Genomic DNA, 22,118 nt, shown 5'->3' on the forward strand with positions numbered 1-22,118 from the left:
TCACAAATAAATGACAGATCGCTCGTCGCAAATAAATGAAAGATTCGATGTCGCGCTGCCGCCGGCCGCAGCGCGAGCGTTCGGCGCGAAGCGGGCGCCGCTCCTCGTCCAGGTCCAGCTGTGCTATTCCGCGATCATGCGGAGTCGATCATGAGCCTGGACGACCTGCTCGAAGACGTCCACGAGGACCGGCTCATCACCGGCGCGGTCCAGCGTGCGCTCGTCGCCTATGCCGTGATTCTCCCCGCAGATGTCCTCCGTGACGTCGAGACGCTCGCCACGAGGACGCTGTTCGTGCACCCGCTCGGGATCTCGTTCGTCGCCCGGCTCAGCCCAGGCGTCCGCGCCGAGGTGGACATGGACGACGATCTCGCCGAGCAGGCGCGGCAGGGGTTCGCGGTCGGCGAGATCATGATCTCGATGATGCGCGTGCTCCGCAGGCGGACGCGCGAGCGAGGCGAGCATCGCTTCTTGATGCCCGAGACGCCGATGCTCATGCTGCAAGCGTTCCTGGGCTACTTCAACCCGGACCCGGCCCTCTGGACGATGGGCGATGACGCCGTGCACGGCTCGCTGGACCGCCTCTGCGAGGCCATCGTCGGCCTGTTCTTCACGGGCCTCGTCGTCGATGTGCTGGAGAGCCCATCGTCGCTCGACGACTGGGGGGAGACCGGCCGCGCGCTCTCCGCGGTGCTGCCGGCCATGACCGCGGCGCTCCGTGGCGCCAGGGCCCGGCTGTCCAGGCGCGACCGGCACGCGCTGGAGACCTACGATGCCTGCGGCTGGGATCCTGCGCGGCTCGAGCGCCGGCTGGGCGGCGGCCCGGAGCCCGCCCGCCCGGCGTTCTTCGCCCTGGGCGCGGCGCTCGCCGCAGAGCTCCGCGCCTCGCCGGCGAGCTGACGCCGCGGGGCCGGCGTGGTCGTCCGTGGTCGTGAGAACGCGCTCCCTCGCCTCACTCCGCCCCGTTCGCTTGCAGCGCGGGCAGCCACATGCGCACCGTCGTGCCCTCGCCCAGCGCGCTCTCGATACGGATGCTGCCGTGGTGCTCCTCGATGAACCGGTGCGTCAGCGACAGCCCGAGCCCGGTCCCTTGCCCGGGCGGCTTCGTCGTGAAGAACGGCTCGAAGATGCGGCTCAGGTCCTCGGTGCGGATGCCGCAGCCGTGGTCGTGCACGTCGATCTCCACGCCGTGGATGTCGCCGCGCGGGAGCGGGCGAGCCTCGACCACCACGGCGCTGCCGTGCGGGCTGGCGTCGAGCGCATTGCCTATCACGTTGAGCAAGGCCGACTCGAGCTGCGATGCGTTGACGAGCACCTCGGGCAGCGCCGACGTGGTGCTGTCCGCCTCGAGGTGGACCCTGCGCTCGCGCGCCCGCGGCGCGGACAGGTCGACCGCGCGGCGGAGCGCCGCGCGCACGTCGCACGGCTCCCGGCCGATCGGCTTGCCGCGCGCGTACTCGAGCAGCGCCGTCACGAGATCCGAGCACCGGTTCGCCTGCCGCTCGATGGTGCTGAGCGCCTTCAGGATCGTGGCCTCGTCCGGCAGCCCGTGGCCCTTCCGGTGCCGCCTGAGCAGCAGCTGGGCGTTCATCAGGATGGCCGACACCGGGTTGTTCATCTCGTGAGACAGCCCCGCCACAAGCGTCCCTATCGCCGCCATCTTGCCCGCCTGGAGGAGCTCCTGCTGCGTCTCCGAGAGCCGCTCCAGCGCCGCCGCGAGCTCGCGGTTCTTCGCTGCGAGCTCCAGATAGGCGCGGTGCAGCCGCTCCGCGGCGCGGACTCGCGCCCTGAGCTCCAGGGGGTCGAACGGCTTGCTCATGTACTCGTCGGCGCCGACGTCGAGCCCCCCGACGGCCTCGGCGCCGCTCGCCCTGGCCGTCAAGAGGAGGACCGGGATGGCCCGGAGCGCGGGATCCCCCTTGATCCGCCGGACCAGCTCGAATCCGTCCATCTCCGGCATCATCACGTCCGAGACGATGACATCGGGCCGCTTCGCCGCGATCGACTCGAGCGCTTCCCGGCCGTTCGTCGCCAGGACGATCTCGTGTCCGGCCGACAGGATGTCTGCCAGGTAAGATCTCATGTCCGGGTTGTCTTCCACCACGAGCACGCGCGGCCCCTCCGCGCCGCCGTCGCCGCGGGGCGCGCCTGCGGCGGACAGCGGAGGCACCTCGAAGCCGCGGAGGTTGACCGACGACGGGGGGGCCTCGGAGGTGCCCGCGCCGTTGACCGACCTCGGCGGCTCTGGCGCGACGGGCGCCCGCCTCGCTGCCAGGAAATCCGCGGCGCGCGGGAGCCGCACGAAGAAGCGAGAGCCGACCCCGGGCTCGCTCTCCACGCCGACCGTGCCGCCCATGAGCTCCGTGAGCTCCTTGGCCAGCGACAGCCCGATCCCCGTCCCCTCGTGCTTTCGCGTCGCCGAGGCGTCGATCTGCTGAAACCGTTGAAAGAGCAGGTGTCTCCTGTCCTCCGGGATGCCAGGACCGGTGTCCTCGACCGAGAGCTCGAACTGGCCATCGAGCGCCCTCAGGTCGACGGTGACGCGCCCGCCAGGCGGGGTAAACTTCAGCGCGTTGCCCAGCAGGTTGAGCGCGATCTTCTCGAGCTTGCGCCGGTCGGCGGGGACCCTCCGCAGCTCGGGATCCAGGTGAATCGATAGATCGAGCCCACCGCGCGCCGCCGCCGGGCGAGCCTCCTCCACCATGTCCGACACCAGCTCTCCGACGTCGACGGCCTCCCAGTCGATCTGCATCTTGCCGGCCTCGATCTTCTGATGATCGAGGACATCGTCGACCAGCCGTCGGAGCCGCCGCCCGCTGCGCTGGACGAGCTCGAGGTCGGTCCGCACCCGCGGCGAGAGCGGTTCGTCCCGGTTGGACAGGAGCGACTCGAGCGGTCCCAGGATGAGGGAGAGCGGCGTCCGGAGCTCGTGGCTCATCACCGTGAGGAACTCTCCCTTGGCGCAGGCCGCGGCGTCCGCCGCCTCCTTGGCCTTCTGGAGCTCGATCTCCATGCGTTTGCGCTCGGTGATGTCCGCGTAGATCCCGAGGATCCCCGTCACATCGCCGCGCTCGTCGCGGATGGGCACCTTGCTTGTGAGCAGGAACCGCTGCTCGCCGTCCGGGCGGAGCAGCGGCTCCTCGACGTCGAGCATCGGGGTGCCGCCCTCCATGACCTCCCGGTCGATGCGCACGAAGCACTCCGCGTTCTTGCTGCCCCACACGTCGAAATCGGTCTTGCCGACGAGGTTCTCCAGCACCTTCGTGTTGGTGTCGTTGAGGAAGTTCTGATTTCCCCCGAGAAACCGTCCATGACGGTCTTTCCAGAAGATGGCGTGGGGGACGTTGGCGATGACGTACTTGAGCACCGCCTGCTGCTGATCGACGGGCTGCGGCGTCCATTCCTGGGCGGCGGTGCCAGTCGGGGCCTCGTCCGGCGGCGCCACACGGGGCGTCCTCGCGCGTGCTTCGCGCGTCCGACGGGCCGCGAGGAGCCTGCTGATCTTGGCGGAGAGGCGGTAGAGACGTCTCATCGTCGTATCGTCACAGGAGCATAAGGCGAGCGCGGGCGACATCAAACCTGCTGGGCACGGGAACGCCGCAGCCGAGCACGCACGGCCGTGGAAAATGACACCCGAGCAGGCTGGCGCGTCGGATCCGCCGCTCACCTCGCCGCCGGGCGCTGTGGTAGCGCCTGGTGTCGGTCCCGTCGAGCCCTCCCGGCGGCGCCGGCCTGCGCACGTCGCCGCCCTCGTCCCACCCGCCCTGAGCCGGCGCCCGCGCACGGCGGCGACGGGTCCTCTCCGTCAACCTCGATGGGGTCTCTCTGACGCTCCGGACGGGCCTTCGTCTCCTCGAGCGCGTGGGGGATCGATGCGGAGGGGTGAGCGCCGCGCTGCGGCGCGTGTGACAGACACGAAACAAAGGCGCGGTGCGTCACGAGGGCGCGTCAGGCCCGCAGGAGCCGAGGGAAAGCGCTTTCATCGCCGGGTGAACGGGTCCGGCGCGCCGTTGCGCCGTGACCGAACCATTACCGCAGGCCGCTCACGACGGGTGTTATAGAGGCCGTGCTTGTCATTAGGAGGCAGCTCAGCATGATTGAGGATCCGCAGGTCATCCGCAGCGCCGGCCTCCAGCCGATCGGCATCTGGCGCAGCGGGCCCTGGCTCCCCGCGTTCACATCGACAGACTTGCGGGAGGCCGTCTCCTGCGTGCGAGAGCCGGTGCACGTGGTGCGTGAGACGCCGGATGGGCGCGTCGGCGTGTCCCGGGGCGGCGCTGTCCTCCGCGAGGATCAGGTCAATGGGGTCCCCACGTTCCCGCTCCTCGGCACGCTGCCCGCCCTGTACCCGGAGTGGCTCGGAGACCGCTCCTTCGTCGAGGTCCACGGCCTGCGCTTCCCCTACGTGGCCGGCGCGATGGCGAACGGCATCCACACGACGCGGCTCACGATCGCGATGGCCAAGGCAGGCATGATGGGGTTCTTCGGCGCCGCAGGCCTCGGGCTGCACCGGATCGAGCAGGCGATCGACGAAATTTCCGCGGCGCTCGGCGCGGACGGCCCCACCTGGGGCTGCAACCTCATCCACGCTCCGAACCAGCCCAGGCTGGAGAGCGACACGGTGGAGCTCTACCTGAAGAGGGGAGTCCGGCGGGCCGAGGCGGCCGCCTACATGGGCCTGAACCCGATGGTCGTGCGGTTCGCCTACAGCGGCGTCAAGCGCTTGCCCGACGGCCGCGTCGACCGGAAGAACCACCTGTTCGCGAAGATCTCGCGCCCGGAGGTCGCCGCGCGCTTCCTGTCGCCCGCGCCGGCCGAGATCCTCGATACCTGCGTTCGCAACGGGTGGCTCACCCGCGACGAGGCGGAGCTCGCGCGGAGCCTGCCGGTCGCCGAGGACATCACCGTGGAAGCGGACTCCGGCGGTCACACCGACAACCAGCCCCTCGTCGCGCTGTTCCCCGTGATCCTCGGCGTCCGCGACGAGCTCGCGGCGAAGTACGGGTATCACCGGCCGATCCGCGTCGGCGCCGCCGGCGGCCTCTCCACGCCGGAGTCGATCGCCGCCGCGTTCGCGCTCGGGGCCGCGTACGTGCTCACGGGCTCGGTCAACCAGTCGTGCATCGAGTCGGGCCTCTCCGACGAGGGCAAGAAGATGCTGGCCCAGGCCGATCTCCCGGACGTTGTGATGACGCCGGCCGCCGACATGTTCGAGCTCGGCGTGCAGGTCCAGGTGCTCAAGCGCGGCACGATGTTCGGTGTCCGCGCGCAGCGGCTCTACGACCTCTACGTCGCCCACGACTCCATCGAGTCGCTGCCCACGGACGTGCGCGCGCGCATCGAGAGGGAGCTGTTCCAGATGTCGTGCGACGAGGTGTGGGCGGGCTGCGAGCGGTTCTTCACGGAGCGCGACCCCGCGGAGCTCGAGCGCGCCGCGCGCGAGCCGAAGCACAAGATGGCGCTGATCTTCCGCTGGTATCTCGGCATGTCCAGCAAGTGGGCGATCGCCGGGGACCCGAAGCGCCGCGCCGATTACCAGATCTGGTGCGGCCCGGCCATGGGCGCGTTCAACCGCTGGGTCAAGGGGTCGTTCCTCGAGGACCCGGCGCGCCGCACGGCGGTCCAGGTCGCGCGCAACCTGCTCGAGGGCGCGGCCGTCGTCACGCGCGCGCAGCAGCTCCGGACGTACGGCGTCCCCGTGCCGAGCGCCGCATTCCACTTCACTCCTCGCCCGCTCGCCTGAGCGCCTGATCATCTGCCGAGGTCCTCATGCACCCTTCGTCTTCGCGTATCCCGTCCATCGCCGTCGTCGGCGTGAGCGCCATCTTCCCCGGCTCGCTGGACGCGCACGGCTTCTGGCGTGACATCCTGTCCGGGACAGACCTCATCACGGAGGTCCCGAGCACCCACTGGCTGGTCGAGGACTACTATGATCCCGACCCGTCCGCCCCGGACAAGACCTATGCGAAGCGCGGCGCCTTTCTCAAGAACGTGCCGTTCGATCCGCTCGAGTGGGGCGTCCCGCCCTCGATCGTGCCGGCGACGGACACGACGCAGCTGCTCGCGCTGATCGTGGCGAAGCGGGTCCTGGAGGACGCGGCGCAGGGGCAGTTCGAGGCGATGAACCGCGAGCGGATGAGCGTGATCCTCGGCGTCACCTCCGCGCAGGAGCTGCTCGCGTCGATGGTGAGCCGGATCCAGCGGCCGGTGTGGGCGAAGGCGCTCCGCGACCTCGGGTATCCGGAGGACGAGGTGAAGCGCGCCTGCGACAAGATCGCAGGCAACTACGTGCCGTGGCAGGAGTCGAGCTTTCCTGGCCTGCTCGGGAACGTGGTGGCCGGGCGCATCGCGAACCGGCTCGACCTCGGCGGGACGAACTGCGTGACCGACGCGGCGTGCGCGTCGTCGCTGTCGGCGATGTCGATGGCGATCAACGAGCTGGCGCTCGGGCAGTCCGATCTCGTGATCGCGGGCGGCTGCGACACGATGAACGACGCGTTCATGTACATGTGCTTCAGCAAGACGCCCGCGCTGTCCAAGTCGGGCGACTGCCGGCCGTTCTCCGACAAGGCCGACGGCACGCTGCTCGGCGAGGGCATCGCGATGGTGGCGCTCAAGCGGCTCGACGACGCCGAGCGCGACGGGGACCGGGTCTACGCGGTGATCCGCGGGATCGGCTCGTCCTCGGACGGGCGGAGCAAGAGCGTGTACGCGCCGGTGCCGGAAGGGCAGGCGAAGGCGATCCGCCGGACGTACGCCGCCGCGGGGTACGGCCCCGAGACCGTGGAGCTGATGGAGGCGCACGGCACCGGGACGAAGGCCGGCGACGCGGCCGAGTTCGAGGGCCTGCGCGCGATGTTCGACGCGTCGGGGCGCGCTGACCGCCAGTGGTGCGCGCTCGGCAGCGTGAAGTCGCAGATCGGCCACACCAAGGCGGCGGCCGGCGCGGCCGGCCTGTTCAAGGCGATCATGGCGCTGCACCACAAGGTGCTCCCGCCGACCATCAAGGTCGACAAGCCGAACCCCAAGCTCGACATAGAAAAGACCGCTTTCTATCTGAACACCCAGGCGCGGCCGTGGATCCGGCCGGGGGACCACCCGCGGCGGGCGTCGGTGAGCTCGTTCGGCTTCGGCGGCTCGAACTTCCACGTGGCGCTGGAGGAGTACACGGGCCCGGCGCCGAAGGCGTGGCGGGTGCGGGCCTTGCCGGCGGAGCTGTTCCTCCTGTCGGCGGACACGCCGGCGGCGCTCGCGGATCGCGCGCGGGCGCTGGCGAAGGAGGCGGAGGTGCCCGAGATCCTGCGCTTCCTGGCGCGGGAGTCGGTGCTCTCGTTCGACGCGTCGAGGCCGGCGCGGCTCGGGCTGTGCGCGGCGGACGAGGCGGATCTCAGGAAGAAGCTCGAGCAGGTCGCGGCGCACCTCGAGGCGAGGCCGGAGCAGGCGCTCTCGGCGCCGCTCGTGCACTGCGCGAGCGGGGAGGCGCCGGGGCGGGTGGCGTTCCTGTTCCCGGGGCAGGGGAGCCAGTACGTCGGGATGGGCGCGGACGCGCTCATGACGTTCGACCCGGCCCGCGCGGCCTGGGACGCGGCGGCGGGCGTCGCGATCGCGGACGCGCCGCTGCACGAGGTGGTGTTCCCGCGGCCGGTGTTCTCGGACGAGGACCGGGCGGCGCAGGAGGCGCGGCTCCGCGAGACGCGGTGGGCGCAGCCGGCGATCGGCGCGACGAGCCTCTCGCACCTCGCGCTGCTCGCGGCGCTCGGGGTGCGGGCCGAGGCGTTCGCGGGCCACAGCTTCGGCGAGATCACGGCGCTGCACGCGGCCGGGGCGCTGTCCGCGGCGGACCTCCTGCGCGTGGCGCGGCGGCGCGGCGAGCTGATGGGCGCCGCGTCGTCGGAGCGGGGCGCGATGATCGCGGTCCCGCGGGGGATCGACGAGGTGCGGGCGCTGGGCCTCGGCGGCGTGGTGATCGCGAATCACAACGGCCCGAAGCAGGTGGTGCTGTCGGGGTCGGTCGCGGCGATCGAGGCCGCGGAGGAGCGGCTGAAGGGCGTCGGGATCCAGGCGCGGCGCCTCGACGTGGCCGCGGCGTTCCACTCGCCGCTCGTGGCGGAGGCGAGCGCGCCGCTCCGCGAGTTCCTGGCGGGCATCGCGGTCGAGGCGCCGGCGGCGCCCGTGTACAGCAACGCGGAGATCGAGCCGTACGCGGGCGGCGGCGACGCGGCGCGCGACCGGCTGGCGCGGCAGCTCGCGGAGCCGGTGCGGTTCGTGGAGGAGATCGAGCGGATGTACGCGGACGGCGTGCGCACGTTCGTCGAGGTCGGGCCGGGCTCGGTGCTGACGAACCTGGTCGGCGACATCCTGAGCGGTCGGCCGCACCGGGCGGTGGCGCTCGACCGCAAGGGCAAGCACGGCGTGACGAGCCTGCTCGAGGCGGTGGCGCGGCTCGCCGTGGCCGGGGTGCCGCTGGACGCGCGGGTCCTCTGGGAAGGCTTCGCGGCGCCGAGCGATCCGCGGGCGCTGCCGAAGCCGAAGCTGGCGCTGCAGATCAACGGGAGCAACTACGGCAAGCCGTATCCGCCGCAGGGGGGCGCGAAGGCGCTGCCGGCGGCGAGCCCGCCGCGGGCGGCGCAGAAGCCGGCGCCGGAGGCGGCGCGGGCGGTGGCGAGCGCGCCGCGGCCGGTGGCGAGCGCGTCGCAGGCGGTGGTGAGCGCGTCGCGGCCGGCAGTGAGCGCGTCGCAGCCGGCGGTGAGCGCGTCGCAGGCGGCAGTGAGCGCGTCGGCGCCGGTGGTGAGCGCGTCGGCGCCGGTGGTGAGCGCGTCGCAGGCGGCAGTGAGCGCGTCGCGGCTGGCAGTGAGCGCGTCGCAGCCGGCAGTGAGCGCGTCGCAGCCGGTGGTGAGCGCGTCCGCGCCTGCGCTGGCGAGCGCGTCGGCGCCGGTGGTGAGCGCGTCGCGGCCGGCAGTGAGCGCGTCGCAGCCGGTGGTGAGCGCGTCCGCGCCTGCGCTGGCGAGCGCGTCGGCGCCTGTGGTGAGCGCGCCGCGGCCGGCAGTGAGCTCGTCGACGCCCGTGGTGAGCGCGTCGCGGCCGACGGCGAGCGCGTCGTGGCTGGCCGCGTACCAGGAGGCGCAGCGCGCGACGGCGGAAGCCCACAGCGTGTACCAGCGCACGATGGCCGAGAGCCACATCGCCTTCCTTCAGGCCGCCGAGGCGTCCTTCGCGGGGCTTGCCGCGCTGGCGACCGGCGCTCCGTACCCCGTCGCTCCAACGACGGTGTCCGAGGTACGGCCTGCTCCGGTTCTCCTCGCTCCGGTGCATGTGGGGCCTGTCTCGGAGGCGTCCGTACGGCTTTCGGCGGCGCCGACCGCGCGCTCCGGCGAGGGCAGGAGCAACGTGGCCCTGGACGGCCCGAACGGCGCGGGCCGGGAGCTCCACACGGCTGTCGCGCTGCCGGCGCAGGCGGCGCCTGCCGTGGAAGCGAAGGTGGCCGTTGCAGCGCCCGCCGCGACAGCAAGAGCGGCCACCGCGGCGCCTGCTGCGGCTGTGAAGGCGGCGGCCGCTGCGCCCGCGGTGGCAGTGTCCACGGCCGTCACCGCGCCTGCGGCCGCCGTGGCGACGCAGGCGGCGGTCGCCGCTGCGCCGCGCGTCGATATCGAGCGCTTGGTCCTCGACGTTGTCGCGGACAAGACGGGGTACCCCGTCTCCATGCTCGGGCTGCAGATGGAGCTGGAGAGCGATCTCGGCATCGACAGCATCAAGCGGGTGGAGATCCTGTCCTCGGTCCGTGACCGCACGCCCGGGCTCGCGGAGGTCGACGCCTCGGCGCTGGCGCAGCTGCGCACGCTGGGGCAGGTCGTCGACTATCTCCGCGCCTCGCTGCCGGCCGCCGGGCCGGCCGCCAGCGCGAGTCCGGCTGTCGCTGCGTCTACGGCGAAGGTGTCTTCCGTCGCGGCGCCTGCCGTCGCTTCCAGCGCGGCGCCAGGCGCGGCCGAGGTGGAGCGTGTGGTGATGGCGGTCGTCGCGGAGACGACGGGCTACCCGGCGGAGATGCTCGGGCTGCAGATGGAGCTGGAGAGCGATCTCGGCATCGACAGCATCAAGCGGGTGGAGATCCTGTCGGCGGTCCGTGACCGGACGCCCGGGCTGTCGGAGGTCGACGCGTCGGCGCTGGCGCAGCTGCGCACGCTGGGGCAGGTCGTCGATCACCTCCGCGCTTCGCTGCCGGCCGCCGGGCCGGCAGCGAGCGCCAGTCCGGCTGCCGTCGCGCCCGCCGCGAAGGCGTCTTCCGTCACGGTGCCTGCCGTCGCTTCCAGCGCCGCGCCAGGCGCGGCCGAGGTGGAGCGAGTCGTGATGGCGGTCGTCGCGGAGACGACGGGCTACCCGGCGGAGATGCTGGGGCTGCAGATGGAGCTGGAGAGCGATCTCGGTATCGACAGCATCAAGCGGGTGGAGATCCTGTCGGCGGTCCGCGACCGGACGCCGGGGCTGTCGGAGGTCGACGCGTCGGCGCTGGCGCAGCTGCGCACGCTGGGGCAGGTCGTCGACCACCTCCGCGCTTCGCTGCCGGCCGCCAGCGCCAGTCCGGCTGTCGCCGCGTCCGCCGCGAAGGCGTCTGCCGTCGCGGCGCCTGCCGCCGCTTCCGTCGCGGCGCCAGGCGCGGCCGAGGTGGAGCGGGTGGTGATGGCGGTCGTCGCGGAGACGACGGGCTACCCGGCAGAGATGCTGGGGCTGCAGATGGAGCTGGAGAGCGACCTCGGCATCGACAGCATCAAGCGGGTGGAGATCCTGTCGGCGGTCCGCGACCGGACGCCGGGGCTGTCGGAGGTCGACGCGTCGGCGCTGGCGCAGCTGCGCACGCTGGGGCAGGTCGTCGACCACCTCCGCGCCTCGCTGCCTGCTGCCAGCGCCAGCCCGGCAGTCGTCGCGCCCGCCGCCGCCACGGTGCCTGCCATCGCAGCGCCCGCCGCTGCTTCCGCATCGGCGCCCGCGGCGGCCGAGGTGGAGCGTGTGGTGATGGCGGTCGTCGCGGAGACGACGGGCTACCCGGCGGAGATGCTCGGGCTGCAGATGGAGCTGGAGAGCGACCTCGGCATCGACAGCATCAAGCGGGTGGAGATCCTGTCGGCGGTCCGCGACCGGACGCCCGGCCTCGCGGAGGTCGACGCGTCGGCGCTGGCGCAGCTGCGCACGCTGGGGCAGGTCGTCGACCACCTCCGCGCGAGCCTCGGTTCCGCCGCTGTCACCGCCGGCGCTGCGCCGGCGGAGCCCGCCGAGGAGCCGGCCTCCGCGCCCCTCGGCCGGTGGACGCTCGTCGAGGAGCCGGCGCCCGCGGCCGGCCTCGCGATGCCCGGCCTCTTCGACGCAGGCACCATCGTGGTCACCGGCCACGACGCGATCGGCCCCGCGCTCGTCGCGGCCCTCGCGGCGCGCGGGATCGCCGCCGAGCACGCCCCCGCCGTGCCCCGCGGCGCGCGCGGCGCCGTGTTCCTCGGCGGCCTGCGCGAGCTGGCCACGGCCGACGAGGCGCTCGCCGTCCACCGCGAGGCGTTCCTCGCTGCCCAGGCGATCGCGGCGAAGCCGGCCCTGTTCGTCACGGTCCAGGACACCGGCGGCGACTTCGGTATCGCGGGCTCGGACCGCGCCTGGGTCGGCGGGCTGCCGGGCCTCGTGAAGACCGCGGCGCTGGAGTGGGCCGAGGCGTCCTGCCGCGCGATCGACCTCGAGCGCGGCGGCCGCCCCGCCGGCGAGCTCGCGGAGGCCATCGCCTCGGAGCTCCTGTCCGGCGGCGTCGAGCTCGAGATCGGCCTGCGCGCCGACGGCCTGCGCACCGCGCCGCGAAGCGTCCGGCAGGACGCGCAGCCCGGGCCGCTCCCCCTCGGGCCGTCCGACGTGGTCGTGGCGAGCGGCGGCGCCCGCGGCGTCACCGCGGCGACGCTGATCGCGCTCGCCAGGGCCAGCCGCGCGCGGTTCGCGCTGCTCGGCCGCACCGCGCTCGAGGACGAGCCGGCCGCCTGCCGCGGCGCCGACGGCGAGGCCGCGCTCAAGGCGGCGCTCGTCAAGGCGGCGACCTCCGAGGGCCAGCGGGTGACCCCGGCGGAGATCGGCAGGAGCGTCGCGAAGATCCTCGCGAACCGCGAGGTCCGCGCGACGCTCGACGCGATCCGTGCCGCCGGCGGCGAGGCCCTCTACGTCCCGGCCGACGTGAACGACGCGCGGGCGGTGGCCGCGGCGCTCGACGGCGTGCGCCGCGCCCTCGGCCCCGTCACGGCGATCGTCCACGGCGCGGGCGTGCTCGCCGACAAGCTCGTCGCCGAGAAGACGGTCGAGCAGTTCGAGCGCGTGTTCAGCACGAAGGTCGACGGCCTCCGGGCCCTGCTCGGCGCGACCGCGGGCGACCCGCTCAAGGCGATCGTCCTCTTCAGCTCGATCGCCGCGCGCGGCGGCAACAAGGGGCAGTGCGACTACGCGATGGCGAACGAGGTCCTGAACAAGGTCGCGGCCGCCGAGGCAGCCCGCCGCCCCGGCTGCCGGGTGAAGTCGCTCGGCTGGGGCCCCTGGCAAGGCGGCATGGTGAACGCGGCGCTCGAGGCCCACTTCGCGCAGCTCGGCGTGCCGCTCATCCCGCTCGCCGCGGGCGCGAAGATGCTCCTCGACGAGCTGTGCGACGCGTCGGGCGATCGCGGCGATCGCGGCGCGCGCGGGCAAGGCGGCGCCCCGCCCGGCGCGGTCGAGCTCGTGCTCGGCGCGGAGCCGAAGGCGCTCGCGGCCCAGGGCCACGGCGGCCGGGTCGCGCTCGCCGTCCGCGCGGACCGCGCGACGCACCCCTACCTCGGCGATCACGCCATCAACGGCGTCCCCGTGGTGCCCGTGGTGATCGCGCTCGAGTGGTTCGCTCGCGCCGCGCGCGCGTGCCGGCCGGATCTCGTCGTGACCGAGCTCCGCGACGTGCGGGTCCTGCGCGGGATCAAGCTCGCGGCGTACGAGACCGGCGGCGAGGTGTTCCGCGTCGACTGCCGCGAGGTGAGCAACGGCCACGGCGCCGTGCTCGCGGCGGAGCTGCGCGGGCCGCAGGGGGCGCTGCACTACGCGGCGACCATCCAGATGCAGCAGCCCGAGGGGCGCGTGGCCCCGAAGGGCCCGGCCGCGCCGGAGCTCGGCCCATGGCCCTCCGGCGGCGAGCTGTACGACGGCCGCACGCTCTTCCACGGCCGCGACTTCCAGGTGATCCGGCGGCTCGACGGCGTGAGCCGCGAAGGGATCGCGGGGACGGTCGTGGGCCTCCGCGAGGCCGGCTGGGTGGCCCAGCCGTGGAAGACCGATCCGGCGGCGCTCGACGGCGGGCTGCAGCTCGCGACGTTGTGGACGCAGCACGTGCTCGGCGGCGCCGCGCTCCCGATGTCCGTGGGCGCGCTGCACACCTTCGCCGAGGGGCCGTCCGACGGCCCGCTGCGCGCGGTGGTGCGCGGGCAGATCGTGGCCCGCGATCGCACGAAGGCCGACATCGCGTTCGTCGACGACCGCGGCTCGCTCGTCGCGGAGCTGCGCGACGTGCAGTACGTCCTGCGCCCCGACACGGCGCGCGGGCAGGCGTGATCGAGGCCAGCGTGTTCGAGCCCATCGCGATCGTCGGCCGCGGGTGCGTCCTCCCGGGCGCGCTCCACCCCGCGGCCCTCTGGGACAACGTGCTCGCCGGCAGGGACCTCCTGTCCGCCGCCCCCGACGGCCGCTGGCGCCTCTCGCGCGAGCGCGCGCTCGCGGGGCCTTCCGTGCGCGGCGCGCGCGACGTGCGCGACGCGCAGGACCGCGCGTGGAGCGACCGCGGCGGCTACGTCGCCGGGTTCGACGAGCACTTCCGCCGCGTGCTCGCCAGGGACCCGTTCCCGCGGCCGGCCGGGCCGCCCGAGTCCCTGCTCGCGCTCGACCCGCTCTTCCAGTGGGTGCTCCACGCGGGCCGCGAGGCGCTGCGCGAGGCGGGGCACGAGGGCCGGTCCGACCGCGCGGGCGCGGTGTTCGGGAACCTCTCGTTCCCGTCGTCGGCGATGTCGGCGTGGGTCGAGTCGACGTGGCTCGGCGATCTCGCCGGCGTCCCGCGGCCCGATCCGCGCAACCGGTTCATGTCGGGGCTGCCCGCCCACCTGCTGGCCGACGTGCTCGGCCTCGGGGCCGGCGCGTTCGCGCTCGACGCCGCGTGCGCGTCGTCACTGTACGCGATCGCGCTCGCCTGCGAGCGGCTGCACGATCGCGAGGCCGACCGGATGCTCGCAGGCGCGGTGTGCCGCTCGGACGATCTCTTCATCCACATCGGGTTCTGCGCGCTGTCGGCCATGAGCCGCACCGGGCAGAGCCGCCCGTTCTCGTCGGAGGCCGACGGCCTGGTCCCGGCGGAGGGCGCGGCGTTCGTGGTCCTGGAGCGCCTGTCGGACGCGGAGGCCGCGGGCAGGCCGATCCTCGGCGTGATCCGCGGGGTCGGCCTGTCGAACGACGGCCGCGGCCGCGGCCTCCTCGCGCCCGCCGTCGAGGGCCAGCTGCGCGCGATGCGGGCCGCGTATGCGACGGCCGGCCTCGATCCTCGCGAGGTGTCGCTGCTCGAGTGCCACGCGACGGGCACGCCCCTCGGCGACGCGACCGAGATCGCGACCCTCAAGGAGGTGTTCGGCTCCCGCGAGGTCCCGCTCGGCTCGCTCAAGTCGAACCTCGGTCACCTCGTCACGACGGCCGGCGCGGCCGGGCTCCTCAAGCTGCTCGGCGCCATGGCGGCGGGCGTCCGCCCGCCGACGCTGCACGCCGATCCGCTGAGCGAGGCGGTCGCCTCGAGCCCCTTCCGGGTGCTGCAGCGCGCCGAGCCGTGGGAGGGGCGTCGGCTCGCGGGCCTGTCGGCGTTCGGGTTCGGCGGGAACAACGCCCACCTCCTCGTGGAGGCGTACGAGCCGTCGTCGCCGAGGAGCCGAGCGGCCCACGCCGCGCCGCAGGTCGCTGCAGCGGCCTCGCGCCCTGTCGATGCCGCGCGCCCCGCGCCGGCAGGCCACCTGGCCGTGGTGGCCATGGGCCTGTGCGTCGGTGAGCTCAGCGGCGTCCGGGCCTTCGCCGAGCCGCTCCTCTCGGGCCGCGGCGCGGATCCTCGCCGCGCGGCCGTCGCGCTGCCGGCGGACCGGCTCCGGTTCCCGCCGCGCGATCTTCAGCAGGCGCTCGCCCAGCAGACGCTGCTGCTCGAGGCGGCGATCGAGGCCACCGAGGGGCTCGCGCTGCCGCGCGATCGCACCGCCGTGCTCATCGGCATGGGCGCCGACACCGAGGTGTGCAGGTACATGACGCGCTGGCGGCTCGCCGAGACGGCGCCGCCGCGGCTCGGTCCGTCGGTCGACGTCGGCGCGCTCCAGGACGCGATCATCCCTGCGCTGCAGGCGGCGGGCGTCGTCGGGAACATGCCGAACATCCCGGCGAACCGGCTGAACAGCCAGCTCGACGTCGGTGGACCGTCGTTCACGATCGCCGCCGAGGAGCTGTCGGGCCCCTGGGCGCTGCGCGTCGCGTCCCGCGCCCTGCGCGCCGGCGCGGTCGACGCGGCGATCGTCGGCGCGGTGGATCTCTCGTGCGAGCCCGCCCACGCGGCCGCGCTCGAGGCGCTCGGCGTCCGCCTGCCCCCCGGCGACGCCGCCGTGGTGCTCGTGCTCGAGCGCCTCGACGACGCCGTCCGGGAGCGGCACCCGGTCCTGGCGGTGGTCGTGGACGAGCCGGGCGACCCTGGCCTCGTGCTGTCGTCCACGGATCTCGCGCCGCGGTTCGGCCACGCGCACGCCGCGTCGGGGCTGCTGCACGTGGCCGCCGCGGTGCTCGCGTGCCGTCACGGCCGCAGGCTCGACGGGGCGCCGTGGTCCGACGAGATCCGGGTCGCCGAGGTCCGCTGCGCCGGCCTCGGCGGCGGCTCGCTGTCGGTCCGCATCGGGGCCGGCGGCCCTGCCGCGCCGCTCCCGCCGCCGCGATCGGCGGAGGGGCCGATGCTCACGCTCCCCGCCCACCCGCCGGCGATCGTCGTGCCCGGCGCGGCCTCCTGTTCATCCCCCGGAGACTCCATGGAACCTGCGCCGCCTCTGCCGTCCGCTCTCGACGACCTGCCGCCGCTGTACCCCGGGCCCACGGGGTTCTCTGCCGCCGACGCGGAGCGGGCGCCGTCCTGGGACGAGCCGGCGGCGGTCGAGCCGGCGGTCGTCGCGGCCGTCGCCGCGCGCCTGGCAGAGGAGCCGCCGCCGGTCGGACCGGCGGTCGTCGCGGCCGCTGCCGTGGATATCCCGGGCGACGTGATCGCCGGCGCCGCGGCGTTCACCGTGCAGCTTGCGCAGATCCACAAGGAGTGGGCGGAGCAGCAAGCCCAGGTCCACCGTCGGTTCCTTCAGATGCGGCAGCGCGCGCTGGACTCGCTCGTGCAGGCGTCGTCGGGCGCGGCCGCGGTGGTGGTCGAGGCCCCCTTGGCGCAGGCGCCCCACGCCGCGCCGGTCTGGATCGATGCCCCGCGCACGGTCGAGTCGCCGCGCCCCGCCGCTGTGCCGCAGCCGGTCGGCGCGTCGGCTCTCGCGCGCCTCGACGCGCCGCGCCCCGCTGCTGTGCCGCAGCCGATCGATGCGCCGGCTCTCGCGCGCCTCGACGCGCCGCGCCCCACCGCTGCGCCGCAGCCCGCTCGCGCCGAGGCGCCGCAGCCCGCCCGCGCCGAGCCGCCGCGCTCGTTCGAGCCGCCGCGCCCCGCCGCCGCGCCGCCTGCGCCGCGCCCCGCCGCCCAGCCGGAGCTCCCTGCGGCGTCTTCCCTCGCGCCCCGCGGCCCCCGGTTCAGCCGCGAGCAGCTCGAGCACCTCGCCTCGGGCCGGATCTCCGACGTGTTCGGCCCGCTCTTCGCCCGGCAGGACGCCTATCGACGCCAGGTGCGCATGCCCATGCCGCCGCTCCTGCTGGCCGATCGGGTCACCGGGATCGACGCCGAGCCCGGCTCGATGAAGCTCGGCACGATGTGGACCGAGACCGACGTGCGGTGGGATTCCTGGTACCTGCACGACGGCGCGATGCCGGCCGGCGTCATGATCGAGAGCGGCCAGGCCGACCTGCTGCTCATCAGCTGGCTCGGCGCGGACTTCGAGAACAAGGGCGAGCGCGTCTACCGCCTGCTCGGCTGCGAGCTCACCTTCTACGGCGGCCTGCCGCGCCCGGGCGACACGCTCGTCTACGACATCCACGTCGACGGGCACGCGAAGCACGGCGACGTCCGCCTGTTCTTCTTCCACTACGACTGCCGCATCGGCGGCGAGCTGCGCCTGAAGACGCGCAAGGGCCAGGCAGGCTTCTTCACCGACGAGGAGCTCGCGAGCTCCGGCGGCGTCCTCTGGGACGCGGACACCGCCGAGCATGCGAAGACCGCCCGCCTCGATCCGCCCCGGATCGCGTGCCAGAAGTCCGCGTTCGACCGGGCCGACCTCCTCGCGTTCGCGGCCGGCGACGGCGCGGCGGCGTTCGGCCCCGCCTTCGATCGTTTGAGCACCCACGTCAGGACGCCGCGGATCAGCGCGCCGCCGATGCTGTTCTTCGATCGCGTCGACGTGTTCGACCCGGCCGGCGGCCCGTGGAAGCGCGGCTATCTCCGGGCCACGCTGCCGATCACGAAGGACGGCTGGTACTTCGAGGGCCACTTCAAGGACGACCCCTGCATGCCGGGGACGCTCATGTTCGAGGGCTGCCTGCAGGCGCTCGCGTTCTACATGGCGGCCATGGGCTTCACGGTGGACGCGGACGGCTTCCGCTTCGAGCCCGTGCCGGAGATCCCCTACCTGCTCCGCTGCCGCGGCCAGGTGGTCCCGACGAGCCGGGTGCTCACCTACGAGGTGTTCGTCGAGGAGGTCCACGACGGCCCGTGCCCGACGGTGTTCGCCGACTTCCTGTGTACGGTCGACGGCCTCAAGGCGTTCCACGCCCGCCGCGTGGGCCTGCGCCTCAGCCCCGACTGGCCGCTGACGAGCGCCCCCGAACTGCTCGACGGCCACGTCGAGCCGGTGCCGGTCGCGCGTGTCCCCTGGTCCGAGACGGGTGCGGCGCCGCCGGATGGCGCCTCTGCAGACGCCGGCGGCTTCCCGTTCGATTACCGGAGCCTGCTCTCGTGCGCCTGGGGCAGGCCGTCGGACGCGTTCGGGCCGCTCTACCGCAGGTTCGACGGGGGACAGCACGTCGCCCGGCTCCCGGGGCCGCCGTACCACTTCATGAGCCGGGTCCTGTCGGTCTCGCGCCCCATGGCGGCGATGAAGGCCGGCGCCGAGGTCGAGGTCGAGTACGACGTCCCGGAGGACGCGTGGTACTTCGACGAGAACGCGAGCCTCACGATGCCGTTCGCGGTGGTGCTCGAGGCCGCGCTCCAGACGTGCGGCTGGCTCGCGAGCTACACCGGCTGCGCGCTCTCGACCGACGGCGCGCTGTACTTCCGCAACCTCGACGGCAAGGGCACGCTGCACGCCGAGGTCCTGCCGGCGCCGGCGCCGGCAGTGAGCGCGCTGCGCACCAGGTCGCGGCTCACGAACATGTCCCGGTCGGGCGGCATGATCATCCTCTCGTTCCGGGTCGAGTGCAGCCTCGGCGGCGCGCGGGTGTACGAGCTCGACACGGTGTTCGGCTTCTTCCCGAAGGCCGCGCTCGCGACGCAGATCGGGATCCCGCCGAGGCCCGAGGAGGTCGCCGCGCTCGATGAGCCGTCCGATTTCGACGTCGATCTCCGCGAGCGCCCCGCGCGGTACTGCGGCGGCAAGCTCGGGCTCGCGCGGCCGTCGCTGCTGATGATCGACCGGATCGACGGCCTGTGGCAGGCCGGCGGCCGGAAGGGGCTCGGCCGGCTCCGCGCGCGGCGGGACGTCCACGCGTCGGAGTGGTTCTTCAAGGCCCATTTCCTGGGCGATCCCGTGCAGCCAGGCTCGCTCGGCATCGAGGCGATGCTGCAGACGATCCAGTTCTGGATGCTGCACCAGGACCTCCACGCGGGCCTGCGCGATCCGCGGTTCGAGCCCGTGATGACGGGGCACGAGCACTCCTGGCGGTACCGGGGCCAGGTGCTGCCGGCCAGCCGGCGGGTGACTGTCGACACCGACATCCTCGAGGTCGGCCGCGACGACCGCGGGCCCTACGTCATCGCCGAGTCCTACCTCTGGGTGGACGGCCTGCGCATCTACGGCGCGACGCTCGGCGTGCGGATCGTCGACGGCGCCTCGCCCCGCGCGCGTCGCGACGTCGGCTTCGACCCGCGCGCGAGCGCGCGCCGCCTCGCGTCGCTCCCCGGCGCCGTGGGCGGGAGCCCGCGCCTGCGCCCGCAGGAGCAACCCGCGGCGAAGGCCGCGCCTGCGCCGGCGCTCGACGACGTCGAGGAGGTGCTGGACCCGGACGGGTGGGTTGCGGATCACCGCCCCACGTGGACGGTCCCGGCGCTCCCCGGGATGAGCATGGTCGACCGGCTGGCCGGCGCCGCGTTGCGAGCGCGCCCGGGGAGCGTGGTCGTGGCCGTGGAGGACGTGGTGGTGCAGCGCTGGCTGCCCGTGCCGGGGCCGGTGCGCGTCAAGGCCGAGGCGACCGGCTCGGGCGACGAGCTCGATGTCCGGCTGCTCGCGTGGCGCGAGGCATCGAACCCGGCGCTCTCGCGGTTCGAGCCCGTGTGCACCGGCCGCGTGCGGGTGGCCCGTGACTACCCGCCCGCCCCGGCGCCGGAGCCGGCGCTCGACGCACCTGAGGCGGACGATCCGTACGCGGCGGGGACGCTGTTCCACGGCCCTGCGTTCCAGTACCTGACCTCGCTCAGGCTCGGCGCGCGCGGCTCGTCGGCGGTGCTGGACCCCCGGAGGGGCTCGGTGCCCCCAGGGACGCTGCACCAGGGCATGCTCGACGCGCTGACCCACACCATCCCGCACGATCGGCTGTCGCTGTGGGATCCAGGGTGCCCGCCCGCCCAGATCGCGTTCCCGTCGCGCATCCCGTCGCTCCGCGTGTACGGGCCGGCGCCCGAGTCGCCGGTGCGCGTGGAGGTGCGTTACGAGGGCCGTGACGATCGCTTCGTCTCGTTCCGGGTGCAGGCCATCGCGCAGGCCGGGGCCGAGGTCGGGGCCGCGGCGGGAGAGCGCGTCTGGCTGGAGCTCCGGCTTGTCGAGGTGCTGCTCCCGCAGGGGCCGATCGGCGGCGCGCCGCCCGGGATCCGCCGGGCGTTCCTGCGCGATCGCGCGCCGGTCGACCTCGCCGTCTCGCGCGTCGACGCGGCGTCGGGCGAGGCGCGCTGCAGCCCCGCCGACGTGCGCACGATGGACTGGATGCCCGGCACCGTGGCGCAGCTCTACGCCGCGTCGGGCGACCTCGTCGAGGCGGCGGCGGTGAAGGATCACGTCGCGCGGCGCGCGGGCGTGCACCCGTCGACCGTGTCCCTCGCCGGCGTCTCGTCGGCGCAGCCGCTGACCCGCTGGCCGTTCACCGTGGCGCGCGAGGGCTCGGAGGTCGTGGTCCGCGACGCGGGCCCGCCCATGATCGACATCGCGCCGGTCCGCCGCTACTGGGGCGCGGCCATGGGCATCGGCCGGTGGCCGGCGGAGGACCTCTACTTCGGGCTCATCGAGCGGTTCATCCGCCGGGTGCACGTCGTCGATCCCGCAGCGTTCAGCGCCGTGAAGGGCCGGAGCCTGCTCTACCTGGGCAACCACCAGGTCGGCGTGGAGTCGCTGCTGTTCGGCATCGCCGTGTCCGGCCTGACGGAGGTCTCGACGGTCACGCTGGCCAAGGCCGAGCACCGGACGACGTGGCTCGGCACGATGCTGGCGCACTGCTTCGCGTACCCGGGCGCGCGCGATCCGAAGGTGATCACGTACTTCGATCGCGAGGACAAGGCGTCGCTCGGGAGCATCATCGCCGAGCTCGGGGCCGAGATGCAGGGGGCTGGCAAGGGCGTGATGGTGCACGTCGAGGGCACGCGGTCGCTCGAGTGCCGCACGCCGGTGCGCAAGATGAGCGGCTCGTTCATCGACATGGCGCTCGCGGTGGGCGTCCCGGTGGTGCCTGTGCGCTTCTCCGGCGCGCTGCCGCCGGAGCCGCTCGAGCGGCGGCTCGAGTTCCCGCTCGGCATGGGCGTGCAGGACATCTGGATCGGCCGCCCGCTGCTGCCCGAGGAGCTCGCGGGGCTGACCTACAAGGATCGCAAGGACCTCGTGATCAGCGGCATCAACGGGCTCGGCCCGAGCAACGCGGTCGAGCAGCCGTTCCCCGGGGATCCTGCGTTCGCGGCGTCGGTGGACGCCTGGGTGGAGGAGGCGGGCGTCGCGCACGAGGACGCGACGGTCTTCCGGGTGCTGCAGGCGTGCGCCGACCCGACGCCGGAGACAGCCGCGATCCTGGAGGCCGCGCGCACGGGGCGGCTCGTCGCGCCCGACGCGCGGCGGGCGGACTGGCTGCGGAAGCTCGCCGCGCGGCTCATCGGGAGGCGGCTCGGGGGGTGAGCCGCGGCTCGACCCCGGGAACGAGCCGTCGCCGCGCGCGTGTCACGGCCGCCGTTTCGGTCGCGACACGCGCGCGCCCTGGCCCCTCACCACCTGATCGCCGCCGGCTCCGCGACCCAGTTCAGGCTTCCCCCGTTGTAGTCCGGCTCCGGCCGGGTCAGCGCGTACGTCAGCACCACGCCTCCCGCCACCACCGCCGCCGCGCCCGTCCAGAACCACCACCGCGTCCACAGCGACGGCCGCACCTGGATCAGCTTGGCCGTCATATCCGCCCGCTGCCCCGCGTGCAGATCGAGCGTCGCCGCGTACGTCTCGAACCCGTCCCGCACCACCTCGATCCTGTACTTCCCCGGCGGTCGCTCGATGTCGATGGGCGCGAGCCCGGCCTCGCGGCCGTCCACACGCACGAGCGCCTGCGCCGGCTCCGCGCGCACGGCCACGCGCGCGGGCAGGATGTCGAGGTGCAGATCGAGCGTCGCCTTCTCCCCCGGCCGGTAGGTCTTCTGAACGAACGCATCCTGGCGTCCTGGCCGCGCCGCGCGGAAGAGATGGACCCCGGGATCGAGCTCGACAGTGAACCTCTTCTCCACCGGCGCCGCCGCGCGCTCGGCAGACCCGGGGAGCGTCACGAAGACGCGG

6 protein-coding genes are annotated in these 22,118 nt (G+C 73.9%); 4 read left to right on the top strand and 2 right to left on the bottom strand.

Annotated features, from left to right (window positions below; all coding sequences use genetic code 11):
* The first annotated feature begins 150 nt into the window (after window positions 1-150).
* On the top strand, window positions 151-900 hold the full coding sequence (locus POL72_RS24390) for a hypothetical protein (protein WP_272097923.1): 750 nt from the start codon (window positions 151-153) through the stop codon (window positions 898-900).
* Between the two features lie 52 nt (window positions 901-952).
* Here the strand turns inward: POL72_RS24390 and POL72_RS24395 are convergent, their stop codons facing one another.
* Entirely contained in the window at window positions 953-3,532 is a 2,580-nt protein-coding gene (locus tag POL72_RS24395) for an ATP-binding protein (RefSeq protein WP_272097924.1), read from the bottom strand.
* A gap of 561 nt (window positions 3,533-4,093) precedes the next feature.
* Here POL72_RS24395 and POL72_RS24400 point away from each other — a divergent pair.
* The 3 genes from POL72_RS24400 to POL72_RS24410 are packed head-to-tail and all read left to right on the top strand — an operon-like array spanning window position 4,094 to window position 21,479.
* Window positions 4,094-5,743, top strand: coding sequence for a PfaD family polyunsaturated fatty acid/polyketide biosynthesis protein (locus tag POL72_RS24400; RefSeq protein WP_272097925.1), 1,650 nt, complete (start codon window positions 4,094-4,096; stop codon window positions 5,741-5,743).
* A 26-nt stretch (window positions 5,744-5,769) separates the two neighbouring features.
* A complete protein-coding gene (locus tag POL72_RS24405; RefSeq protein ID WP_272097926.1) occupies window positions 5,770-13,587 on the top strand; it encodes a type I polyketide synthase in 7,818 nt (2,605 codons plus the stop codon).
* Between the two features lie 11 nt (window positions 13,588-13,598).
* Entirely contained in the window at window positions 13,599-21,479 is a 7,881-nt protein-coding gene (locus tag POL72_RS24410; protein WP_272097927.1) for a beta-ketoacyl synthase N-terminal-like domain-containing protein, read from the top strand.
* An 86-nt stretch (window positions 21,480-21,565) separates the two neighbouring features.
* Here the strand turns inward: POL72_RS24410 and POL72_RS24415 are convergent.
* On the bottom strand, window positions 21,566-22,118 hold a 553-nt coding region (locus POL72_RS24415; RefSeq protein ID WP_272097928.1), incomplete at its 5' end, for a PEGA domain-containing protein.

The sequence above is a fragment of the Sorangium aterium genome, from assembly GCF_028368935.1.
GTDB classification, from domain to species: Bacteria; Myxococcota_A; Polyangia; order Polyangiales; family Polyangiaceae; genus Sorangium; species Sorangium atrum.

What these genes read in the sequence shown, in the direction of transcription:
- POL72_RS24390 (WP_272097923.1), top strand. Translation starts at nt 151, where the DNA reads ATGAGCCTGGACGACCTGCTCGAAGACGTCCACGAGGACCGGCTCATC.
- POL72_RS24405 (WP_272097926.1), top strand. Translation starts at nt 5,770, where the DNA reads ATGCACCCTTCGTCTTCGCGTATCCCGTCCATCGCCGTCGTCGGCGTG.
- POL72_RS24395 (WP_272097924.1), bottom strand. Translation starts at nt 3,532, where the DNA reads ATGAGACGTCTCTACCGCCTCTCCGCCAAGATCAGCAGGCTCCTCGCG.
- POL72_RS24400 (WP_272097925.1), top strand. Translation starts at nt 4,094, where the DNA reads ATGATTGAGGATCCGCAGGTCATCCGCAGCGCCGGCCTCCAGCCGATC.